Annotated in this window: 19 protein-coding genes and 2 pseudogenes; 1 reads left to right on the top strand and 20 read right to left on the bottom strand. The window is 40.9% G+C overall.

All coding sequences use genetic code 11. The features are described 5' to 3' along the window. Nucleotides 1-6: 6 nt before the first annotated feature. The 19 genes and pseudogenes from D8848_RS08730 to D8848_RS08825 form a co-directional block, all read right to left on the bottom strand. The gene (locus D8848_RS08730) at nucleotides 7-465 is read right to left on the bottom strand and encodes a hypothetical protein (RefSeq protein WP_125443498.1); all 459 of its coding nucleotides are present in this window, start codon (nucleotides 463-465) and stop codon (nucleotides 7-9) included. A gap of 19 nt (nucleotides 466-484) precedes the next feature. Continuing rightward, a complete protein-coding gene (gene purD / locus D8848_RS08735) occupies nucleotides 485-1,747 on the bottom strand; it encodes a phosphoribosylamine--glycine ligase (RefSeq protein WP_125443499.1) in 1,263 nt (420 codons plus the stop codon). 120 nt (nucleotides 1,748-1,867) lie between these two features. Then, a complete protein-coding gene (gene purH / locus D8848_RS08740; RefSeq protein WP_125443500.1) occupies nucleotides 1,868-3,415 on the bottom strand; it encodes a bifunctional phosphoribosylaminoimidazolecarboxamide formyltransferase/IMP cyclohydrolase in 1,548 nt (515 codons plus the stop codon). 1 nt (nucleotide 3,416) lies between these two features. Then, nucleotides 3,417-3,881 (bottom strand): GNAT family N-acetyltransferase, encoded by a 465-nt coding sequence (locus D8848_RS08745; protein WP_125443501.1) that lies wholly within the window; start codon nucleotides 3,879-3,881, stop codon nucleotides 3,417-3,419. 44 nt (nucleotides 3,882-3,925) lie between these two features. Then, the gene (gene purN, locus D8848_RS08750) at nucleotides 3,926-4,477 is read right to left on the bottom strand and encodes a phosphoribosylglycinamide formyltransferase (protein WP_125443502.1); all 552 of its coding nucleotides are present in this window, start codon (nucleotides 4,475-4,477) and stop codon (nucleotides 3,926-3,928) included. Continuing rightward, the gene (purM, locus tag D8848_RS08755) at nucleotides 4,474-5,496 is read right to left on the bottom strand and encodes a phosphoribosylformylglycinamidine cyclo-ligase (RefSeq protein ID WP_125443503.1); all 1,023 of its coding nucleotides are present in this window, start codon (nucleotides 5,494-5,496) and stop codon (nucleotides 4,474-4,476) included. Before purM ends, purN begins: the two co-directional genes overlap by 4 nt. Nucleotides 5,497-5,539: 43 nt before the next feature. Continuing rightward, the gene (gene purF, locus D8848_RS08760; protein ID WP_125443504.1) at nucleotides 5,540-6,982 is read right to left on the bottom strand and encodes an amidophosphoribosyltransferase; all 1,443 of its coding nucleotides are present in this window, start codon (nucleotides 6,980-6,982) and stop codon (nucleotides 5,540-5,542) included. 93 nt (nucleotides 6,983-7,075) lie between these two features. Then, nucleotides 7,076-10,801, bottom strand: a complete 3,726-nt coding sequence (locus tag D8848_RS08765) for a phosphoribosylformylglycinamidine synthase (RefSeq protein WP_125443505.1) — start codon at nucleotides 10,799-10,801, stop codon at nucleotides 7,076-7,078. 56 nt (nucleotides 10,802-10,857) lie between these two features. Continuing rightward, nucleotides 10,858-10,926, bottom strand: a pseudogene (locus D8848_RS11105) (phosphoribosylaminoimidazolesuccinocarboxamide synthase); the annotation flags it as partial. Nucleotides 10,927-11,002: 76 nt separating this feature from the next. Next, entirely contained in the window at nucleotides 11,003-11,710 is a 708-nt protein-coding gene (gene purC / locus D8848_RS08775; protein WP_185755635.1) for a phosphoribosylaminoimidazolesuccinocarboxamide synthase, read from the bottom strand. Nucleotides 11,711-11,879: 169 nt separating this feature from the next. Then, complete coding sequence (comB, locus tag D8848_RS08780) at nucleotides 11,880-13,229, bottom strand: competence pheromone export protein ComB (RefSeq protein ID WP_125443507.1); 1,350 nt, start codon at nucleotides 13,227-13,229, stop codon at nucleotides 11,880-11,882. A 12-nt stretch (nucleotides 13,230-13,241) separates the two neighbouring features. After that, entirely contained in the window at nucleotides 13,242-15,395 is a 2,154-nt protein-coding gene (gene comA / locus D8848_RS08785; RefSeq protein WP_125443508.1) for a peptide cleavage/export ABC transporter ComA, read from the bottom strand. 308 nt (nucleotides 15,396-15,703) lie between these two features. Further along, nucleotides 15,704-15,892, bottom strand: a complete 189-nt coding sequence (locus tag D8848_RS10970) for a hypothetical protein (protein WP_000756559.1) — start codon at nucleotides 15,890-15,892, stop codon at nucleotides 15,704-15,706. 900 nt (nucleotides 15,893-16,792) lie between these two features. Then, nucleotides 16,793-16,972 (bottom strand): Blp family class II bacteriocin, encoded by a 180-nt coding sequence (locus D8848_RS08800; RefSeq protein ID WP_001024119.1) that lies wholly within the window; start codon nucleotides 16,970-16,972, stop codon nucleotides 16,793-16,795. Nucleotides 16,973-17,180: 208 nt separating this feature from the next. Then, nucleotides 17,181-17,369, bottom strand: coding sequence for a class IIb bacteriocin, lactobin A/cerein 7B family (locus D8848_RS08805; protein ID WP_125443509.1), 189 nt, complete (start codon nucleotides 17,367-17,369; stop codon nucleotides 17,181-17,183). A 707-nt stretch (nucleotides 17,370-18,076) separates the two neighbouring features. Continuing rightward, the gene (locus tag D8848_RS08810) at nucleotides 18,077-18,808 is read right to left on the bottom strand and encodes a response regulator transcription factor (protein WP_001221869.1); all 732 of its coding nucleotides are present in this window, start codon (nucleotides 18,806-18,808) and stop codon (nucleotides 18,077-18,079) included. Continuing rightward, nucleotides 18,805-19,620, bottom strand: coding sequence for a GHKL domain-containing protein (locus D8848_RS10980; protein WP_260467302.1), 816 nt, complete (start codon nucleotides 19,618-19,620; stop codon nucleotides 18,805-18,807). The genes D8848_RS08810 and D8848_RS10980 overlap by 4 nt, the downstream gene beginning before the upstream one ends. A 729-nt stretch (nucleotides 19,621-20,349) precedes the next feature. Next, the gene (locus D8848_RS08820; RefSeq protein WP_125443511.1) at nucleotides 20,350-21,528 is read right to left on the bottom strand and encodes a PspC-like choline-binding domain-containing protein; all 1,179 of its coding nucleotides are present in this window, start codon (nucleotides 21,526-21,528) and stop codon (nucleotides 20,350-20,352) included. Nucleotides 21,529-21,617: 89 nt separating this feature from the next. Then, nucleotides 21,618-22,799, bottom strand: a complete 1,182-nt coding sequence (locus D8848_RS08825; protein WP_125443512.1) for an N-acetylmuramoyl-L-alanine amidase family protein — start codon at nucleotides 22,797-22,799, stop codon at nucleotides 21,618-21,620. Between the two features lie 197 nt (nucleotides 22,800-22,996). Between D8848_RS08825 and D8848_RS08830 the strand changes: the two genes are divergently transcribed. After that, the gene (locus tag D8848_RS08830; RefSeq protein ID WP_125443513.1) at nucleotides 22,997-23,872 is read left to right on the top strand and encodes a helix-turn-helix domain-containing protein; all 876 of its coding nucleotides are present in this window, start codon (nucleotides 22,997-22,999) and stop codon (nucleotides 23,870-23,872) included. Between the two features lie 81 nt (nucleotides 23,873-23,953). Here the strand turns inward: D8848_RS08830 and D8848_RS08835 are convergent. Continuing rightward, a pseudogene (locus D8848_RS08835) lies at nucleotides 23,954-24,244 on the bottom strand (N-acetylmuramoyl-L-alanine amidase family protein); the annotation flags it as partial.

Raw genomic sequence — 24,244 nt, forward strand, 5'->3', positions numbered from 1 at the left:
CTCCAACTAATTCAATGTGTTATATAATTTCGAAAGTTGTTTTTGTAAACTTTCTTTAAACAAAACATCAAATTTGATACTCTTTTCATTGAATACTTGTCTGAACTCTTCGTAGTCAACAGGATCTTCAATTATAGAGTCTCTATTTTTAATATACTCAATTATAAATTCAGTTAACTCGTTATATGGTTCATCTATTCTAAATTCTTCATCAAGTAAAAATTTTATAGTATCATATTGCTTTCTTGAATACATAACAGTTTCGGGTGGATTATTTATGTCTAATTTAGAAAATTCTTCAAGATAGGATTGATAAAAATCATAAAGTTTCTCATACCTAAATATTATAATTTTATCTGACCTATCTTTGTAGAATGATTTCATTGAAAACATTGCTTGACAAATAGCAATTAGAGCAGTTAAAAAACTAGTGATAATTGCTATATTTTCTGTCGAAAAATTCATGAAAAATCTCTTTTCTGGTTTATTTTATCGCCTTGCTTCCGATATCGGTTCGGTAAAAGAGGCCTTCTGTGTTTTGTTTGTTGAGTTCGCTGTAGATAGTGTTTTGACCGTCTTTGACGGTATCTGCTGTAGTGACGAGCATATAGACACGTCCACCGTTTGAGAGCAGTGCTCTGCTATTTTCCGCAAACTTAGCCCCTGCATAGTAGGTTATAATGTCGCCATCGGTTTTGGCTGGCAACTTGACACCTTTTTCATAGTCTAGAGGGTACCCATTGGATGCGACAACTACACCAAGTGTCACACCCTTGTCCGTCCAAGTGATGGCTGGTTCTTTACCTTCCAAAATATCAGTAATATTTTGTGCAAAGTCAGATGTCAAACGAGGCAAGATAATCTGAGTTTCAGGATCTCCAAATCGAGCGTTGAACTCGATGACCTTGGGGCCATCAGCTGTCAAGATAAGACCTGCGTAAAGGACACCCAGATAAGAGCGACCTTCTTTAATCATCCCTTCAAGGACTGGCTTGACAATGGTGTCAACCGCTGTATCAACTACACTCTGTGGTAAGTGTGGAACTGGCGCATAGGCACCCATCCCACCAGTGTTAGGCCCCTTATCGCCATCATAGGCACGTTTGTGGTCTTGCGCTGTCGGCATGATATAGAACTTGTCGCCATTGACAAAGGCAAAGAGTGAAAATTCCTCTCCTTCAAGGAATTCCTCAATAACTACACGCGCGCCTGAGTCACCAAATTTATTGTCTAAAAGCATCTCGTGAGCGGCTTCTACTGCTTGCTCGACTGTCTCAGCAACGACAACACCTTTCCCAAGAGCCAAACCATCCGCCTTGACGACGATTGGAGCGCCTTTCTCCTCGATATAAACCTTAGCTGCCTCGAAATCTGAGAATGTGCCATAGGCTGCTGTCGGAACGCCGTATTTGACCATGATTTCCTTGGCAAAATCCTTGGACCACTCCAGCTCCGCTGCCAATCTTGTCGGACCAAAGGCTTTGAGACCAGCTGCATGGAAATTATCCACGATACCAGCAGCAAGGGCGTCATCTGGCCCGATAAAGGACCAAGCAATATCGTTGGCCTTTGCAAAGTCAATCAACTTAGAATGTTCGGAAATAGAGATATTTACCAATTCCAAACCATCCAGAGTCATCCCATCATTCCCAGGAGCAACAAAAACCTTTTCTACCTCTTTTGAATCAAGCAACTTCTTAGCAATCGCATGTTCACGACCACCCGAACCGACAATAAGTAGTTTCATCTCACAACCTCTTTTACGAATTATTTACTAATATTATATCATAAATGTTCGTTTTAATCTTGTTTCACTCCGCGTTTTTACGCAAAAAAGGAAAGAAACTGTTTTCTTCCCTTTACCTTCTTAATGTCTAAAATGTCTCACGCCTGTGAAGACCATGGTCAAGCCGTATTTATCCGCAGCTTCGATAGATTCTTGGTCACGGACGGACCCACCTGGCTGGATGATAGCCTTGATACCTGCTTTGGCGATTTCTTCCACGTTATCCGCAAATGGGAAGAAGGCATCCGAAGCAAGCACAGCACCGTCAAGGCGGTCTTTGGCTTGGTCAATGGCAATACGAACGGAAGCCACACGGTTGGTTTGACCAGGGCCCACACCAAGTGTCATGTGGTCGTTGGTCACGATGATACCGTTGGATTTGACATACTTGATGGCTTTCCAAGCGAACTCAAGTGCTATCGCTTCTGTCTCTGTTGGTTGGCGTTTGGTTACCACTTCCCAGTCAGCTGGGCTTTCTTTGACCACGTCTTGGTTTTGCACGAGAAGTCCACCAACCACGCCTGTGTATTCTGCTTCCACTTCGCTAGCCTCTTGAGCAGCAAATGGCAAGGAAAGGATACGCAAGTTTTTCTTTTTATTGGTCAAAATAGCTAGCGCCTCATCCGTATAACTTGGTGCGATGATGATTTCCAGGAAAACGCCATGCATCTTCTCAGCTGTCGCAGCATCCACCTCACGGTTAAGAACAACGATACCACCAAAGATAGACACTGGGTCAGACTCATAAGCGTAGTCCCAAGCAGTCTCGATATCATCAGCCTGACCGATTCCACATGGGTTCATGTGTTTGAGAGCCACAACGGTTGGACGTTCTTTGAAATCACGGATGATACGGATAGCAGCATCAGCGTCACGAATATTGTTGAATGACAATTCCTTACCGTTAAGCTGTTTGGCTGAAGCAATTGAGTAATCAGTCGGCAAAGCTTTCTGGTAAAAGTCCGCGTCTTGTTGAGGGTTCTCACCGTAACGCATAGCTTGTTTGAGGTCATAGGTCAAAGTGAGCTTTTCAGGTTTGCTTTCTCCGACTTGAGCTGTGAAATACTCTGCAATCAAGGCATCATAAGCCGCTGTATGACGGAAAACTTTGGCTGCCAAACGTTGACGCGTTTCGTAAGTCGTTTCACCATTGGCTGACAAATCGTCCAAAACCACTGTATAGTCAGCAGGGTCTACCACAACCGTCACGCTGGCATGATTCTTCGCTGCTGAACGAAGCATAGATGGCCCGCCGATATCGATATTCTCCACCGCATCAGCATAAGTCACATCTGGTTTGAGAATCGTTTCTTTAAAGGGATAGAGATTGACCACTACAAGGTCAATGAGCTCGATTTGATTGTCTTTGGCTGCTTCCAGGTGACTATCCAAATCACGACGAGCGAGGAGCCCACCGTGGATATTTGGATGAAGGGTCTTAACACGACCATCCATCATTTCTGGAAAACCAGTCACATCATCGATAGCAATGGTGTCCACCCCAGCAGTATCAAGGGCAACCTTGGTTCCACCAGTCGAGATAATCTCCCAACCAAGTTTTTTGAGTTCTTGGGCAAATTCAACAATGCCCACTTTGTCTGAGACGCTGATTAAGGCTTTTTTCGTCATTCTATTCCTCTTTCTTTAAGTCCAAGCGCATAGCGACTTCGTTATTTTCTTCTATAAATCCTGTTTCCTGAAAACCAAGACTAGTCAGCAGGTGCTTCATTTTTTCATTTCCAATCACATAATCTGCAATAATATGATTGCAAGTGATATCCATCTGAGCCTTTTTGATCAGAACTTCCACAGCTTTTCGTCCATAACCTCTTCCTTGGTACTGCTGGCCAATCATTATCCGCCAGATAAAGTATTCCGCTTCATCCTTATCTATTTCCAACAGGAGAAAACCAACTACAAGCTCATTCCAATAAATTGCCATTGGAAACACATCCCCATTCTCTCGGTAGAGCCATGCGTCAGCTAAAGAGCGTACATTTGGAGACACGAAACGTGCTCGTTCATCAGCTTCAGATATTTTCAAATCCAGCACTGCCTGAAAACTGCTCTCATCTACTAATTTTATCTCAATCATTTTTTCTCCAAGCAATATTGCACAATCAAAACTTGATTTACTTCTTATCTTCTCCCTACTCCCAAACTATCCAGCACCTCCGGATACAACTTGTACTCCGCTTCATGAATACGTTCTTCAAAGCTGGCTATGGTATCATCAGCCAGCCGTGGCACACGCACTTGTTTGATAACCTTTCCTGTATCCACACCCGAATCCACCCAGTGAATGGTCACACCAGACTGATCCACGTCAGCATTCCAAGCATCCTCAATCCCATGAGCTCCTGGAAATTCTGGCAAGTAGGCTGGGTGAATGTTGATAATCCGACCTTCATAAGCCGCCAATAAGGTTGGCCCAACGATTTTCATGTAGCCTGCTAGGCAAATCAAGTCAATCTGATGTTCTTCCAAGAGTTCGACAAGGGCTGCTTCGTAGTCTGCCTTGCTCTCAAACTCCTTGAGTTCAAAAGCATAGGACAGAACACCGAACTGCTCTGCACGCTCAAGCACATAGGCATTACGATGGTCTGAAAAGACAAACTCCACTGGAAATTCTTCAGCAATCACCTGAAAATTTGAGCCATTACCAGAGGCAAAAACCGCTATTTTTTTCATTTGATGATGACACTTTCATTTTCTTTCTTGACGATGCGACCAATTTCATAGACTGGTTCATCCAACAATTCCTTGACACGACTTACATTTTCAGACTTAACTGCCAGCATAAGTCCCACACCCATATTGAAGATTTCAAACATTTCTTCGTGTTTGATCTGACCGTATTTCTCAAGAGCTTTGAAAATCGGTAAAACTGGAACCTTGTCTTCATCAATCTCTGCAGCTAGGTCATCTGCAAACATGCGAGGGACATTCTCAATAAAGCCACCGCCTGTGATGTGGGCAATGCCGTTGACCAACCCTTCCTTGATGAGCGGCAAGACAGCCTTGACATAGATACGAGTCGGCTCAAGAAGAACTTCCTTGAGTTTCTTGCCTTCCAATTCTGGCAGGACTTCCTCACCTGTGTAATCCGCAAAGACACGACGGACGAGAGAGTAACCATTGGAATGAATCCCACTTGAGGCAAGTCCGAGAAGAACATCTCCCTCTGCCACTCTTGAACCGTCTATGATTTGAGATTTTTCAGCTACGCCGACTGCAAAACCAGCCAAGTCGTAGTCATCTTCGCCATACATACCAGGCATTTCAGCCGTTTCCCCACCGATGAGGGCAGCACCTGCCTGCACACAACCTTCTGCCACACCAGCAACCACTTGTTCTAGCTTAGCTGGTTCATTCTTCCCTGTCGCTACGTAGTCAAGGAAATAGAGGGGCTCCGCACCTGCAGCGATGATATCATTGACACACATGGCTACACAGTCCTGACCAATAGTATCGTGCTTGTCGTACTTAATAGCCAGCATGAGTTTGGTTCCGACACCGTCAGTTCCTGAAATCAAGACAGGCTCTTTAACCCCAGTCTTTGAAAGGTCAAACATACCACCAAAGCCACCAAGAGCTCCCATGACACCTGCACGCTCCGTACGAGCCACGTGCTTTTTAATCCGTTCAACAACTTCATAACCCGCTTCAACATCCACACCCGATTGGGCATAAGCATTTTTATTTGTCATTTTGTCTCCTCTTCCTTTCCTTTAATGGAGAATCTTTATCCGTCTATTTGTAAAAACTGGTCTTTTCTTCCAAACTTCTACGATAGTCTTCTTCGTAGTCGTAGAGAGGTGTTGGGTAGTCACCGTCAAAGTAAGCGACACAGAGACCACCATTTGGCGCATCTGTTTCAATCCCAATCGACTCAATCAAGCCATCAATTGAAAGATAAGTCAGACTGTCCGCACCAATGATTTGGCGCGTTTCTTCGACCGTATGATTAGCTGCAATCAGCTCCTGACGGGTCTGGATATCAATCCCGTAGAAACATGGATAAGCTAGCGCTGGACTGCCAATAGCAACGTGAACCTCAGTTGCACCCGCTTCTTTCAAGAGCTGAACAATCCGACGAGAGGTTGTTCCACGTACAATAGAGTCATCAATCATAACCACACGCTTGCCTTTTACAACGCCTGAAACAGCAGAGAGTTTCATCCGCACCCCTTGCTCCCGCAATTCTTGAGTCGGTTGGATAAAGGTACGTTGGGTGTATTGGTTTTTGATCAGACCCATTTCATTTGGCAAACCGGATTCTTCCGCAAAGCCCATGGCTGCGCTGAGTGAAGAATTGGGCACACCGACCACGATATCCGCCTCGTGCTTGAATTCACGCGCCAATTGGGCACCCATACGTTTGCGAGCCGTATGGACATTGACACCGTGGATATTAGAATCAGGGCGGGCAAAATAGATATACTCCATAGAACAAATCGCGAGCTGAGTATCATCCGTATAGCTATCATACTGGATGCCCTTGTCATCAATGATCACAATCTCACCTGGCTTCAAATCACGAATCCACTCTGCACCAATAACCTCAAAAGCACAGGTTTCAGAGGAAACGACTACTGCTCCGTTGGCCATTTTCCCGATAGAAAGCGGACGGAAACCATTTGGGTCAAGAGCCGCAATCAACTTATCTTCAAATAGCAAGATATAAGCAAAGCCGCCTTTGACAAGGCTGAGCGCTTCCTTGATTTTTCCCATTAAGTTCGGATTATGACTCCGACGAATGAGATGAGCCAAGATTTCCGAGTCCGAAGTCGCACTGAAAATCGCTCCTCTTTGTTCCAGTTCTTTCTTGAGAGAGGCTGCATTGGTCAGATTTCCATTATGAGCCAATCCAAACTGCATATCGTGAAAACGGAAGAGGAAGGGCTGAATGTTATCTACAGAAGCTTCGCCAGCAGTCGCGTAACGAACATGCCCAATCGCACCAGCTCCTGTCAATTTATCTAAGTTAGCAGGATTTCTGAAGACTTCTGATAGAAGACCCATATCGCGATGCCGCTGTAGTTTCCCTTGGTCATTGGAGAGGATTCCTGCCCCCTCTTGACCACGGTGCTGAAGACTGTGGAGTCCAAAATAGGTCAATTTAGCAGCATCTGGATGTCCCCAGATACCGAAAACACCACATTCTTCATTAAGAGATTTTACTTCGTATGTCATTTTATATACCTAATTTTTATTTGTGTAGCACCAAGAGCTAAATCTACATGACTTTTACATTACTGATACTATCTATTAGAAAATCTGTAAGTCTTATTTTCCAGTAAAGTATTTAACCGCCGACGTAAACAGGTGCTGGTCTTTATTTCCTGGGATATTTTGGAAAAGACCATCCTCATAACGTTCTGAGTGTCCCATTTTACCAATGATTTGGCCGTTCTTGCTAGTAATTCCCTCTATAGCATTTACAGAACCATTTGGATTGTACTTAGAATCCATACTTGGTTTGCCTTCGAAGTCCACGTATTGGCTGAAAATTTGTCCATTGTCACGGAGTTCCGCAAATTCCTCAGCCGTCACGACAAATTTCCCTTCACCGTGTGAAACAGGAATAGCGTGGATATCGCCCACTTGCACCGCAGCTAACCATGGTGAGTTGGTATTGGCAATGCGAGTTTCTACCATCTTGGCCACGTGTTGGTTGGCATCATTGTAGAAGAGGGTTGGGCTAGTACTTTTGGCATCTTCAAAGTTTCCGTATGGAAGAAGACCTGATTTGACCAAGGCCTGGAATCCATTACAGATACCGATAATCAAGCCACCACGGGCGATAAAGCTATCAATAGCTACACGGACTTTTTCATTGAGCAGAATATTGACAATGAACTTGGCTGAACCATCTGGTTCATCCGCAGCTGAGAATCCACCGGCAAAGAAGAGAATGTTAGCCTTGCCGATGTTGTCAACCATAGTTTCGACTGACTTGACAATAGCCTCTTCATTCAAGGTCACAAATGGCACCAAGTTGACCTCTGTACCTTCTTTCTCAAAGGCCTTAGCTGAGTCATATTCTGAGTTGGTTCCCGGAAATACTGGGATATAAACCACCGGTTTTTCAACTTTTTCTTTAGCTTGGATTACTGTGTTAGTAGCGACAGCTGGAACTTCTACTAGTTCTTTGGCTTGGGCAAATTCTGTTGGGTAAACTTCTTCCAGTTTTCCTTGGAAGGCACTGTCAAGCTTGTGTCCATCTAGCTTCACACCGTTGACAAGGAGTGTAAAGTCTGCTTTCGTTTGACCGATTCTCTCTACTCCAGCAATTTCTTCAGGAGATGTAAAGACAAATCCACCCAATTGAGCTGTCAAAGCTGTCTCAAGTTCAGGCAAGATCACCTCTGCACCGATATGATTTCCAAAAGTAGCAAGTGCCAAACTTTCAAGCACACCACCGTATTTAACAGCTGAAGCTGCTGTTACTTTGTAAGCCTTTTGAAGGGCTTCAAACTGAGCAAAGTTTTTCTTAATTAAGGCAAAATCAATCTCTGCAGCAAGAGCTTGACCTGGGATGTAGTAGATGTTTTCCCCAGCAACTTTAAATTCTGGAGAGAGCACCTTACGGCTATCTGCTGTTGTCACTCCAAAAGCAACCAAGGTTGGTGGTACGGTCAATTCTTCAAAGGTACCAGACATAGAGTCCTTACCACCGATAGATGGCAAGCCAAGCTGAATCTGAGCTTCGATGGAGCCTAGGAGAGCTGCCACTGGCTGACCAAAACGCTCAGCTTGTTTGTCCATGCGCTCGAAGTACTCTTGATAAGAGAAGCGAGCCTTAGACCAGTTGGCACCCGTAGCAACCAATCGAGCAGTTGCTTCGATCACCGCATAGGCAGCACCGTGGTATGGAGACCATTCTGCTACATATGGATTGAATCCTTGAGCTATGACAGACGCAGTGTGAGTCACTCCGTGTTGAACTGGCAACTTCTGCACAGAAGCCTCAGTTGGTGTGAGTTGGTAGCGACCGCCAAGTGGGTGATTAACCGTAGAGCGTCCAACAGAACAGTCAAAGATAGTCTGTAATCCTTTTTGACTCGCATGGTTGAGGTCAGATAAAACCGTAAGGGTATCTGCTTCAAGTGTGTCAGCAGATGTTTGACGTTCTTCTGGAAGTTTAGCATCCTTGTCTACAACCTTGGCATCAACGACTACGCGCACACCGTTTGTATCAAGGAAACGACGTTCCAAGTCCACGATGGTTTCACCATTCCAGTGCATGACTAGATTTGGTTTTTCAGTCACTGTCGCCACCACAACAGCATCAATATTCTCTTTGTTACATTCAGCAACGAAGGCATCCACATCCTCAGGACGAACCACCACAGCCATCCGTTCTTGAGATTCAGAGATAGCAATTTCTGTGCCATTCAAGCCCTGGTATTTAAGAGGCACCTTGTTAAGGTCAATTTCCAGACCGTCTGCTAATTCACCGATAGCCACACAGACTCCACCAGCACCAAAGTCATTAGATTTCTTGATAAGACGAGTGACATTGCCATTACGGAAGAGGCGCTGAATCTTACGTTCTTCGATGGCATTCCCTTTTTGAACCTCAGCTCCAGCAGTTTCCACAGACTCAACCGTTTGAACCTTAGAAGAGCCCGTCGCACCACCGACACCATCACGTCCAGTCTTACCTCCAAGGAGGATAATGACATCACCCGCTTCCGGTTTTTCACGGACAACATTGCCCTTAGGAGCCGCTCCGACAACAGCACCAAGCTCCATGCGTTTAGCTACAAAGCCTGGGTGGAAATATTCACGAACGTAGGTCGTTGCAAGTCCAATCTGGTTACCGTATGAAGAATAACCATGGGCCGCTGTTTTAGAAATGACTTGTTGTGGCAATTTCCCAGCGCGAGTTTCTGAAATCGGTGCGGTAATATCTCCAGCACCTGAGATACGCATGGCTTGGTAAACATAAGAACGACCTGATAATGGGTCACGAATGGCTCCACCAATACAGGTAGCAGCACCACCAAATGGCTCAATTTCTGTCGGGTGGTTGTGGGTTTCATTCTTGAACATGAGGAGCCAAGGTTCCTTGACACCATCAACGTCCACTTCGATCTCGACCGAACAAGCATTGATTTCGTCTGACACTTCCATGTCATCCAAACGACCATTGATACGCTCATAACGACCGAAAATAGTCGCCATATCCATCAAGGTTTGCGGTTTTTCAGAACGCCCCAACTCATCACGCATGGCAATATACTTGTCATATGTTGACTGCAATTGTTTTTGGAATTTCGATGCTGAGAAATCAATCTGTTTCAACTCAGTCTCGAATGTTGTGTGACGGCAGTGGTCAGACCAGTAAGTGTCCAAAACTTTGAGCTCTGTTTCCGTCGGCACGCGCCCGATTGACTTGAAGTAGTCTTGGATAAAGAGCAAATCATCCACTTCCATAGCCATCCCTTGCTCGGCCTTGTAGCGGGCAAAGTCTTCTGCTGTATAGCTTTCAAAGAAAGTCAATTTGGGAATAGTCTTGTCTGACTCTGAAAATTCCTGCTTGGCAATCCCAGTCGTGATGTCCTTGAAACGAGAATCAACTGGATTGAGCAGGTAGTTCTTGACCGCTTCCAACTCAGTCGCATCAATATCTTTATTGACTAAGTACAGTTGGGCTGTGTTGACTGTCACGTCACTCGAACTTCCCAACAAAAGCAAGGCTTCTTGCGAAGAAGCTGCACGCTGGTCAAACTGCCCTGGCAGGCTTTCAATAGCAAAGAAAGCATAGTTGGTAAGATCCGCCTGCACAGCCGCTTCGTCCAAAACATGGTCTGTCACCTGCTCAGAGAAAATGTGTTTCTCTGCAGGTGCAAACAGGTCCTCTGCCAAGTCAAATACATCATACACTTGCACGATACGAATACTTTTCAAAGTTGACAATCCCAAGTTATGCTGGAGTTCTCTCACCAAACTCTCTGACTTGACCTGAAAATCAGCCTTTTTCTCAACAAAAATACGTTTATCCATCAATTCTTATTCCTTTATTTTAGCTCTTGCAATGTTTCCAAACGACCTCTAGGTTGTTATTTTAGTTCTTGCAACTTTTCCCAAACAATCTCGTAAACGTCTGTCAGTTCTCCCAATCCCCTACGGAGTGAAAAGGTCTGGGGGACCTTTTCAGCCTGAGTCCTTTTAGTTGAGAGACGAAGGTTTTCCGTTGCAAACAGATTATTTCAAACCTTGCAACTTCTCCCAGACAACTTCATAAACGTCTGTTAGCTCTCCCAATCCTCTACGGAAAACATCCTTATCCATGTGGTTGCCATCCGCATCCCACAAACGGCAGTTATCTGGTGAAAATTCATCTGCCAAGATAATCTTGCCATCCTTTTCAAAACCGAACTCTAGCTTAAAGTCAATCAACTTAAGTCCAATCTCAGCAAACCAGACTTTCAAAAGTTCATTGATTCGACGAGTTTCTTCCTTCAAGTAGGCGATTTGCTGGTCATCCGCAATCTGTAGAAATTTCACATGCTCGTCATTGATAAATGGATCATCCAAATCATCATTTTTGTAGTAAAATTCAACAATCGGAGTCTCAAACGCGATTCCTTCGTCTACACCAAAACGTTTTGAAAAGGAACCAGCAGTATAGTTGCGAAGCACGACTTCCAAAGGAATAATCTTAACCTTTTTATTGAGTTGTTCCGTGTCCGAAAGTTTCTCCACAAAGTGAGTCGCCACACCAGCCGCATTTAATTTCTCAAAAATAAAAGATGAAATCTGATTATTCAAGACTCCCTTGCCCGCAATCTGCTCCTTCTTGACACCATTGAAAGCAGTCGCCTGATCCTTGTAAGTTGAAATAATAAGATTTTCATCCTCAGTTGTATAGATATCTTTAGCTTTTCCCGAATAGATCAATTGTTTTGACATTTTAAAGTTCGCCTTTCGTATTACTTGAGCACATTCTACCATAAAAAACCTAAAATTACAAGAATTTAGCCGAATAAATAACGTAGTAACTTCTAAAAACATAAAGAAAAAACTGCAAGAAGAATCTTTCTCACAGTTTTAAAATAATTTAACTCTAAAAACACGAACATTACTCTTTGTTTAAAAATTGATCCAAATAATAACGCAGGTAACTTTTCTTGCCCGTAATCATCTGTAGGCGACCTTCCACCCCATATCGAAGTTTTTCAGCCTGCTCCGAAGTTAGATTAGCCTCCGCCTCGATTTTAAAGAAATTCCCTTTTTCAGTCTTAGTAGCTGTCGCATCAATACTTGTAATAGTAGAATCTAGGAAAAGTTGATTCTTGGCATCATAAGTCGTAGTATAGCGAACAGAATCACCGACCTTGATCCTTGCTACATCCTTTGAACTGAGATAAGCTGTAAGTTTGGCTTCCCCTTCTTTTTCCAAGGATGGATAGAGCTGGGCTAGTAGAGCACCTTCTGCAACCATGGTAGAATCACTGGTCTCAGGATTAAGATGAAGCACCCCATCCTCACTCGCCGTAATTTTCCCCTTGTCTAAAAGATTTCCCTGTACCTTCTTACCTGACTCCACCTCCAAGATTTTCTGGTCTAGAAGGGTCAATTCCTGACCAACCTTTGCCAAGTGTTGGGATTTGAGAGACTCCAATTGACTGCTTAAGCCTGACGCATAGGCTTGCTGGGTACCTGAACCTGCATACTGGACACGGTAAGTAGCAAGACTGGATTCTAACTGAGAGAGCTGTGCTTCTACCTGCGCAACTGCTTGTGCCTTAGATTGCGGATTTTCCTCGCCCTGAGACTTGTAGGACTGGTAGAGAGAGTAGGCTAGATTCTGACTGGCCAAGGAAGCACCTGTTTCAATAGCTGACTTAGCTGTCTGGTAATCGCGAATTTTAGCCTCTGTTTGACTGATGAGGGTGCCGATTTCGGCTTGGGTTTGACTAGCTGCTGCATTCTGGGACGCGATGGTCTCATTTTGTTGCGATGTACTAGCCCTAAGACTACCTGCTTGGCTGATGTAGTCACGAAAGGTGGCTTGGTAGCCAAATTTATCCTCCTCTGGAAAGTGGTTCTCCCCTTCTTGCAAGCTCTTTTGCAAATACTCCAATTGCTTTTTTTGATCCTTGAGCATGTCCAACTGACTAGCATAGGCCTCCGCTTGGACACCCTCTGCCCCTTCTTGATATTGAACCAACAGTTCTCCCTTTTTAACCAGCTTATTTTCTTCCAAATGATTGACAAGAATGCGATTGTTGCTAGTTGACTGGATATTTGCAAGGATACGACTAGGCTCGACAGTAGCTCTAGTTGATAAACTTATCTCCTTCTCTGCAAATGTTGCAAAGCCAAGTAAAAACACGAGCAGAAGGGACATGGGTACAATCACCCGACTGGAAAAATTATGGTAACGACGATTATAAAACTCCGCACTTTCTAAAAATTCTGGTTTCATCCTCTCCTCTTTCTAGCTATTCACCAAATGGGCGTAAAAGCCACCCTGTGCAAGTAAATCAGCATGCTTTCCTTCTTCAACAATCTTGCCCTGATCCAAGACAACAACCTTCTCTGTCCGCTCAGCAATGGTCAAACGGTGAGCAATGAAAATCAAAGTCTTGTCTAAAGCCATGAGATTATCAACAATCCGCTTCTCCGTCAAAATATCCAAACTGCTGGTCGCCTCATCCAAAATCAAGACAGGCGCATCTGTCAATAGAGCACGCGCCAAAGCGATTCTCTGCCGTTGACCACCTGAAATTCCTGCTCCATCCGAAGTCAATTCTGTCTGGTAATTCAGGGGCATACGCTCGATATCCTCTCGAATCTCTGCCAACTCAACCGCCCGCAAGATATCTTCCTGTGTCGTCCCCTCCTTGGCTCCCAAAAGAAGATTCTCCAAAATCGTTCCGTTAAAGACATAGGGCTGTTGAGGCAGATAGTTAATATACTGGCGCAGAGTCTTTTTATCAATCTGATTGAGATTGACACCTCCCAGACTAATCTCTCCCTGACTTGGATCGTAAAAATTCACCATCATCTTGGCCAAGGTCGTCTTACCTGACCCTGAAATCCCTACAAAAGCCACCTTAGAGCCTTGGGGAATTGTCAAATTGATATCCGACAAGACGTCTCGACCATAGCCATACTTGTAATAAACCTGCTTGAAGGTCATCTCTCCCTTCATCAAGCTCAAATCCTCAACCGTTTTCTTCTCCTCAAACTCCGAAGCTACCAGATAAACCTCATTCAGACGGTTATTGGCGACCTGCGCTGTCTGAAGTTTGGTTTGTAGGTTGATGATATTTTCCAAAGGATTTGTAAAGTAAACAAGCAAGGTATTATAGGTAATCAACTGCCCTAAACTCATCTTGCCATCCATGACCAGAACAGCTCCCATCCAGAGAATGCCGACATTGAGCAAGAGATGGGCAACTTTTTTCAGAGCCTTTTGCTGACTCTCTGCTCGACTATAGGTAAAGGATTTTTTCAGATAATCCACAAATTCCTTGTCAATCTTTTGGTAGCGTGAACTTTCACTGGTCAAGGACTTGATAGTCTCAATACCGTTGATGTCCTCGATGATAGAAGAAGACAGAACCGCATTGGCTTCCATGGTATCCCGATTCATCTTTTCAAACGGCTTCATAAAGGCAAAGATAATCACTGTATAGATAGGAAGTGCCAATAAAGTCATGAAAAAGAGATTGGTATTTTGTGAAAATAAAACAAGGGAAATAATGACAACCGTTGACACATCTAGGAAAATCGAAAGAATGGTCGAAGCCAGCGCATCGATAATACTGTTAGCATCTGTAAAACGAGACACGATTTCCCCTGTTCTGCGTGTCGCAAAGAAGGACATAGGCAGGTGAAAAATATGCTTGATATAGGATAAAATCACGTCAATCGACAGGCGTTGCCCCAAAACAAGTAAGAGATACTCCTGAGCGTAAGACAAGATCTGCTGAAGAATATAAACAATCACCAGCCCAATAGAAATGATCCCCAGCGTCGAACGCATCTGATCTGGTACATAGGTATCAATGATAGACTGCAGATAATAAGAACCCACAATATTAATCAAGGTTACCAAGAGTGTCGCCAAAACGATATTGGCAATCAAGCCACGCTGCTTCACTAATATAGGGATAAAAGAAAGCAGGCCATTCTTTTGATCCTTATGAGGCTTGTAGTCTGGACTAGGTGCCATAAACAGAGTCACTCCTGTCCATTCTTCCGCAAAACGCTCACGTGGCAGTTTGTTCAATTTCACCCCAGGATCTGGATCGGCAATATGAATGCTATCCTTATCCTGCCCAATCACCACATAGTAGTGGAGTAATTTTCCTTCCTTAAGCACATGGGCAACAAAAGGAAAGGTCAAATCTGGCAAGTCAAAGAGAGTCATATCCGCCTTGATCGCTCGCGTCTCAAAGCCAATCTCCTCTGCCACCTTGACCAAGCCCAAGGCCGTCGTCCCATCCATGGTCGTCTTGGCCAATTCTCGTAAGTGAGCCAAAGAATAATAACTACCATAGTAGCCAAAAACCATGGCTAATGAAGCTACACCGCAGTCCATCTGATCCACCTGCGGACGATAGTGACGTTTCCCAAATTTCATATTCATCTCCTTTTCCTAATACTCAATGAAAATCAAAGAGCAAACTAGGAAACTAGCCGCAGGCTGCTCAAAACACTGTTTTGAGGTTGTAGATAGGACTGACGAAGTCAGTCACATATATACGGCAAGGCGACGTTGACGTGGTTTGAATTTGATTTTCGAAGAGTATAAACTCATCTGATAACAACTATCTTACCCCAATCCCCAAACAAAAACTGGACTTCCTTCCCAAATGCGCCTATCTACCTCCCAACTGCACTTTTCGGATAAAAAATAGGCAGAACAAATGCCCTGCCTAAAATATATATTTATTTCTTTTTCTTCCTAATTCTTTTGTCAATCATGTACAAAACGATAATCGAAAACAGCGGTGGTACAATATAACTCTTTTCACTCATTGTCAGCTGAAATCCCAGAGTTGCTAGTATCTTAAAGATAAAAATATTCATCAAAAATAGAAAAACAAATACTAAAAAATATCCTAAAACCTTCTTCATTTCTTTTATTCAACTTTCCTAATTTCTATAACTATTTTATCAAAAATATATGTAAAACTCTAAATAAACACCTCAACTGCACTTTTTGGGGCAAAAAATAGGCAGAACAAACGTCCTACCTACTAAAAATATGGTATGAAAGGAAATTGATTTTTTACTGTCACCCTAGGCAAGCTTGAGACAAATAAATCATTGATAGCAACCTTTACGACATCCTATTTAAAGTTAATTCAATTTTTAATGTCCCTGCTATTTCTAAGCCACCTCTGGTATGATCTATTCATGGTCAGAATAGATAACACCGTTCTAAATTACGATTCATAGTTACTCCTTTTTTTGATTCGTTACTATAAGACACCTATTCCCTATAGAACGTCTACTGCTTCAAATTTATCCATTCTTTTTTTCTTTACTTCTGTATAAAAGAATGAAGACCATCATAAATAATGCAATCGTGGGTATATTAAGATTATCAAACCAAGTAGGTAAAGATACTTTATTTATGTCAGCTACTAATCTGATGATTATATAAGACATCGAACTAAGTAATACCATGATTTCAGGCAAAACTTTCAATACTGATTTAACGAATTTTTTTAGAAACATAGAAATGCCTCTCTGACTACAATCAGATTATGGTCTATTCGCATAATACCCCAAAGCTGCTCCACCTGCAGGAAGTAATAATCCTTCGATAACAATCAATAAACCTACTTCAACTTATTCACTTTGCTCTACGATTTCAAATTGATTCAAATTTTGCATGTTATACCCCTCTTTAAATAATACTAGCTAAGCCAATAGTGAGTCCCACTAATAAACCTACCATCCCTGAAGCTGATATAATAATAGCCGCAAATTCGTTTGAAAAATTCATTGATTTCTTCACAGTGTTTTATCTTATCTGAAGTAACCCCATGCAGCTAGCCCTACAGCGGATAAACCACCGACAACATACCCTGCAACCTTGATTCCTACTGGAACTGCTACTACCGCTGCAGGAAGTACTCCTCCATCAACTGTTGCTAGTTCTTTTTCTGTCATTGCTGTAAACTGATGATCATTTACTAAAATATTCATTTTAAGTTCTCCTTGTTCTTATTCACTTTTGATTTAAATATTTCTTTTTTATTAATATAATATGTCAATGCTACTAACAAAATACAGCTCTCCAACGATACCTTTTCTAAATTAAATAGAGAATAAATTAATAATATGCTGTAAGCTGTTAAAGCAGATCCTACATATATTTTTTTTAACATTCTATTCATAAAACTTACCCAAAGTTTTATTTTAGATTTTTTCCAACTTGATAAAGACCTGCTCCTAGTATAATAGCCCCTCCTGTTACAGAAAAACCTTTAAACGCAGCTACTCCAAACGCAACTACTAGTGGTGCAATTCCCCCATCCACATTCACCAACTCTTCTTCTGTAAGAGCTACAAAGTTCTGTTCTATTTTGTCAAAATTTGTCATCTTTTTTCTCCTCAATTTGTATATGTTTTTATATGTTTAATGTTTATCCTCTAAGCCACTTAAATAGCCAGATTGGATAAATAACTGAAATAATCATTTCTAATCTCCTTCCTTTTCTTCTTACTTATTTATTCGAAAAAGAATTCGAAAATGTACAACTAAATTAAATTTATTTGAAAAATAATTTAGTAAACCATGGATAGAAAATTGGTAGATACATGAAATAGGCTCCTTCCTTTTCTTCTTACTTATTTATTCGAAAAAAATTTCGAAAATGTACAACTAATTAAATTTATTTGAAAAATAATTTAGTAAACCACGGATAAAAAATTGGTAGATACATGAAATAGGCTCCTTTCCCTCTTACTTATCTATTCGAAAAAAATTTCGAAAATGTACAACTAAATTAAATTTATTTGAAAAATAATTTAATGTACCATGAATAGAAAATTGGTAGATACATGAAGCAAACTCCTTTCTTTTTCCTCTTACTTATCTATTCGAAAAAAATTTCGAAAACGTACAACTAAATTAAATTTTATTTAAAAAATAATTTAATGAACCACGGATACAAGATTGGTAGATACATAAACCAGACTCCTTCCTTTTCCTCTTACCTATCTATTCGAAAAAGAAGTCAAAAAAATAAGAATATCAGAAATTTTTCCGACATTCTTATTGATAAACTTATCCAAGTCTAACAGATATTAGACATTGAGATGTTTTTTAAGGGTTCTTCTGGCTGTCCGTGATACGGGGAAATGCAAACCTTCTAACAAGGTCACTTCTGTGGCAGTCATCTCTTCAATTGCCTGTAAACTGACTAAAGTATTGCGATTGGCATAGACAAAGTAATCTTTTTCAGCCTTGGCAGCGATATCCTTTAGACTACCATAAATAGTCTTGATAGAATGATTGGCATAATAAACCTTGATACGGTGGGATTCCACTGAGGTTTCAAAGGCTAAAATCTCATGGTAGGGCAGAGTAAAGCCCCGTCTTCCCTCAAAACTATAGGTGAAGAGACGCATATTTTCCCTCTTGTCCACTGCCAGTACATAGTCCAGACAGCGCTCCAACTGATGACGGTAATCTTCCTCTGGCTGATCCTTGGAAATAAAATCCAAGGCAGACAAGTGATAGCGAAAAGCTAGAGGCAAGGCCTCCGAGTGTGTGGACACAAAGACAATACTTGTAAAGGGGTCTCGCTCCCGAACCTGTTGAGCAACCTGAAAACCCCGTTCACGCTCTCCATCAATCTCTAAATCTAATAAATAGAGCTGATAATGGTCAAAATACTGAGAATACTTTTCAACATCTCCATAGTTTTTAGCAATATCAATTTCCAATCTCAAATTGCGAGAGCGACCAATATCTAGTAAAGTCTGCTCTATCCGTCCCTGCTGGACTCTATCGTCTTCCAAAACTAAAATTCTCATTCCTCTCCACCTCGTTTCTCATCCTTAAATGGCAATTCTAAATCTTGTCTAAAAGTCGTTTCTCCTAGCTGAGTATCTAAGTTCAAATCATAATGAAAAACCATGTCCTCCAAGGTTGCCAAGCCCAGTCCACTGTGGTTTCCCTTGGTAGAGTAACCCTTTTGACTGAGAATGCTGGGATTCAGTTCTTCTTTCTTACGAGTGTTTTCAATGATAAAACGGACACTCCTATCGCCTGCCAATAAAGCAACCCGAATCTGCGGATTTTCAGCCTCACTGGCTGCCTCTAAGGCATTTGTCGTGAGGATAGAGAGGATACGGATAGCCTCCAACATAGGCAATGCCAGCTCTTCGACAACTCCCACCGTCTCCAAACTAAAATGAATTCCCTGCTTATCTGCCACAATCATGGCTTTTGCCAAGGTATTACGAATGGCTATGTCATGAATATTATGAAGATTAAAGGCCGTGTAATCTGCCTTCCTCAGCTTTTCATTGGTCTTTAGAAAGACATCTTGATAAATGGTAGAAACTTCAGTCATATCTTGATTCGCTATGGCAGGCTCCATACTGGCGACAATCCCTGCAAAATCATGACGGAAACCTCGAACCTCATCATAGAGATGACCCAGCTTATCCACCATTCCTTGCAAGGAACGATTTTCTTCTTCCTGTCTCTGAATGGTCTGCTCATCACGATAAACCTGCTCTAAGTGTCTGATATAAAAGAGCCAGGAGAAAAAGAGAATGAAAATCAGGAGAGAAATGGTCGTGTCAAAGCGAACGTAAAAAGAACTATTTCTATTGGTCATGAACGAAGAGAATATCCTAAATACAGTCAGAGGTAGGATAATGAAAAAACTCTTACGATAGTGGGTTTTAAAAGTATCTGAAAAGAATAAATCCAAATCCAAAGACCAACGCTTCATAATTTTACAACATAGAAAGATTGATAATAAATCAAATATAGATATATATAAAGTAGAAAACGAATCTACGAAACAACAATGCTCACCAGATAATACACGAATCCAAATTGTCAAAAATAAATAACGAATACTTTGAAAGAAGAGAAAAAGATACAGAGAAAGAAAAAGAGATTCCCCTTTTCCCTTGTGCAATACTAATAAAAAAATACAGTAAAAGAAGAGAAGAACTCCTATATGAAATAATTCTCCAAATGTTTGACGAGCAGATAAACTAATTAAAAATATAAGTATCCAATAACGTTTTTTATAAAATTCTGGGGAAATTTGAGCACCCAAATAAATAGTAGGCACCATGGTTGAAACGACTACCAACAGAATATATAGCACAGAAACTAAGAATTCTAAAATAATCATAGAATAAAACGACTCCTAATTTATTTAAGCGAAATAATATTTATCTCCCCGATACAACTCTCTAGTTTTTCATACTTTCTGAAAAACAATACATCCACAAAAGGCTTTAGTTTCTTTTAAAATACAAGAAATCTAAAGCCTCTTGAAAATGATTTGCACGTTTTAATTTTATATTCGTTGTGAAGATTGCTTATCTATTTATTTTACCACAAGAACCTTGTAATATTCATACTTATTTGGCTGTGTAATCTTAATTTTTTGACCATAGAAACCATCGATTTCTTTGTCAAAATAATCTGAAAATCTTGATGGCAATCGTTTCATCTTAAGAACCTCACCAGATTGGTCTGCATATACAAGTAAGTGATAGTGGGTTGTAGCCATACCATCATCAATCAGTACAAAGTAACCTGTTTTGAGCTTACCTTGTCCATTATCTAAATAGTATAGTTTATTGTTATTGATTGTGAAGTTATCCAATCGAAGTCGTACACCTGGGTCTTCTAGATAAAGATCATTGCCAACTTTTTTGATTTCTGATCTAGTTGTCATCTCTGGAAGTGGTAATACTCTACGACCATCTGCTCCAAAGTAATATCGACCTGGTAGATTTTGGAAATTACGAATGACAGCTTTAGGATCAATTTCTTGTCCTTCTTCTTTATTATCTACTAAAGCTAAGGTTGTATTTGCAACCTCATCCCCGTATTTGTCGGAAAACTTCTTGAACTCAGGTTTAATATACCAAGTGTTTTTATCCACGATAACATCAGTAAAGTTATTTCCGTCAAATTTTGCTTTAATCAGATATTCATATCCATCGCCTAAACGGACAATATCATCATCTTTATAAGGGCTATTTTGTAAAGTGAACATATGGCCATCCTTGCTGAGAATATAGCCTGTCCCATCACTAGAATTTACAACTCTATCAGAGGCCATTGCACCTGATTGTTCGAAATAATACCAATTATTATCTATGCACTCCCAACCTGTCTGCATAGAACCACTAAAACGAAGATAATACCATGTAGACCCTTCTTTGTACCAACCTGTACGCATGGCGCCACTATCTTCTAGGGAATACCATGTGCTACCTTCCTTGTACCAGCCAGTACGCATAGCCCCACTATCTGCTAGGGAATACCATGTATTCCCGTCTTTGAGCCAGCCTGTCTGCATTTTACCAGAACCATCGAAGTGATACCAAGAGCCAGCATTTTGTACCCATTTATTTTTAGCTAAGCTTCCATCTTGAGAAAGATTCCAGTCAGCGCCATTTTTAACCCAAGTATCTGCAGCCTGTGCTTGATTGATTGACAAAAGCAGACCAGCACCTGCAAGCAAACCAAGTGTAAGTAGTTTAGATTTTTTCATAGCCATTTCCTCCTATTCTATAGCGAAATGAACATGACTTCCTAGTAGACAAAGCTGTTCGCTTTTTTCGTTTTACTCTGTCAGATAGTTTATTTCACAACAGAAACATTTCCTGTCTTACTATCGATTTTAACAGTTTGACCGTAGAAACCGTCAATTTCTTTATTAAGATAATCTGAAATTCCTGTTGGCAATCGTTTCATTTTAAGAATTTCACCAGATTGGTCTGCATAAACAAGAATATGATAGTGATGATAGCTTGGTCTATCATCAATCAATGCAAAATAACCTGTTTTGAGTTTGCCATTAGCACCATCTAAATAGTATAGTTTATTATTATTGATTGTGAAGCTGGTAGCTCCAAGAAGAAGTCGTACACCCGGATTTTCTAGATAGACATCATTTCCAACTTTTTTAATCTCTGAATAGGTGGTCATTTCTGGTAAATTTGTTACGCGACGACCATCTGCCCCAAAGTAATACCTGTTTGGTATGTTTTGGAAATTTTTCACGACAGCTTTAGGATTAATTTCTTGTCCTTCTTCCGTATTATCTACTAAAGCCAACATCGTATTGGAAACTTTATCTCCATATTTATCAGAAAACTTCTTAAATTCAGGTTTTATGTACCAAGCATTTTTTTCAACAATGACTCCATCTTTTCTATGAATAAGATGATAATCATACCCATCAGACAAAGTAACAATATTTGTGATAATTGTATCATCCGCTTGAGATTGTTCAACCTGACTTGGGAGTTTGGTTAACAGATATCCATCCTTACCAATGACATAACTTTCCCCATCACTGGCTGGAACAGCTCTGTCTGCGACCATTGCACCTGATTTTTCAAAGTAAGACCATTGACCATTTGCAGTTGCCCATCCTGTTGCCATAGCGCCACTGCCTTTGAGGTAGTACCATGTAGACCCTTCTTTGTACCAACCAGTACGCATAGCACCACTATCTGCTAGTGAGTACCATGTGCTTCCTTCCTTGTACCAGCCAGTGCGCATAGCGCCACTATCTGCGAGCGAATACCAAGTGTTACCGTCTTTGAGCCAGCCTGTCTGCATTTTTCCAGAACCGTCAAAGTGGTACCAATAACCATCATTTTGTACCCATTTATTTTTAGCAAGACTACCATCTTGTGAAAGATTCCAGTCAGCACCATTTTTAACCCAAGTATCTGCAGCCTGTGCTTGGTTGATAGACAATAGCAGACCAGCACCTGCAAGCAAACCAAGTGTGAGTAGTTTAGATTTTTTCATAGCCATTTCCTCCTTTATTGAATAGTTATCAAAAAATATTTTTCCATCATAAACATTCTACATAACTCCTAATAATCCTTAAGAGTCAACCAACACCTTCTTTCTATCATCATTGTCCACCCCACACCTTTATGATATACTAAATATAAACATTTTCTTAAAACTTCTACTTTTGGAACATTTTTGGAGGCAAAAATATGCGGTGGGATATTGGTTCAGTTTATAAATACATTCGTAAGTCAAAAGGGATTACACAAAATGAGGTCTGTGGTGACTACATTACTCATTCTAACTTATCTAAGTTTGAAAATAATCATTCTACTCCTAGGTATGATACTATGGAGTTGCTTTTGAGGCAAATTGATATGAGTTTCGATGAATTTCATTATATTTGTCAACATTACCAAATGGATTCTCGTAAGAAATTATTTTCAGAATATTATCAAGTCATTTCTTCACCTAATCTAGAAGAAATGAAGACACTGCTATCAAAATGTCAAATTTATCTAGATGAAGTGCAGAATGATATCCCAATAGAACATGCTGTGAAAGAACTAACCATTTTTATAGAAGTGATTGAAAATCAGTTTTCCGATAAAGCTCAAGCCTTGGCTGAGGAGTTATGGAAAGAATTGGAAAAAAGAGATCAGTGGTTCCTCTCAGATTTACGATTGCTAGTGATGATCATTTTCCATTTCCCTATTGATTCACTAGAAATGCTACGTAAAAGACTTGTAAAATCTCTAAATAAATACACAGATTATCGTCCAATTCAAAGTATTCATTACTCCATTCTAGCCAATATGACACGAATGTACCTTGAAGCAGGGAAGAAAGATGACTGTCTATGCTTAATTCAAGAATGTCTTGATTTAGCAAAAATATTGAAACGATACGATTTATTAGGTGTAGCTCAAGTACGTCTGGGAATTGTTAATGAAGATCATACTATGATTAATAAAGGATTATCCTTACTCGAATCAACAGATGAAAGTCGATTACTAGAAGAAATGAAAAGAGAAGTTCGTGATTATTATCAAGCAGATTTTTTTGAAACAGAGACCAAACAGTAACTATTACTTTATGAATAAAAGCGAACATGACTTCCTAGTATACAAAGCTGTTCGCTTTTTCGTTTTACTCTGTCAGATAGTTTATTTCACAACAGAAACATTTCCTGTTGAACTGTCGTATCGAACAGTTTCTCCATAAAAACCGGAAATTCCTTTTTCAATATAATCACGGAAATCATTAGGCAAAACTTTCATCTTCACGATTTCACCAGATTCATCTGCATAGCCCAAAATATGGTGATCTTTAGATAATAATCCGTCCATAAACATTGTAAAATATCCAGTTACAAGTTTACCATTATCATCATTGGCACCTCTTAGATAAAGTTTATTGTCATTAATTGTCAATCCAGATGAATCTAGACTAATAAC

The sequence above is a fragment of the Streptococcus mitis genome (genome assembly GCF_003942775.1).
GTDB classification, from domain to species: Bacteria; Bacillota; Bacilli; order Lactobacillales; family Streptococcaceae; genus Streptococcus; species Streptococcus mitis_CN.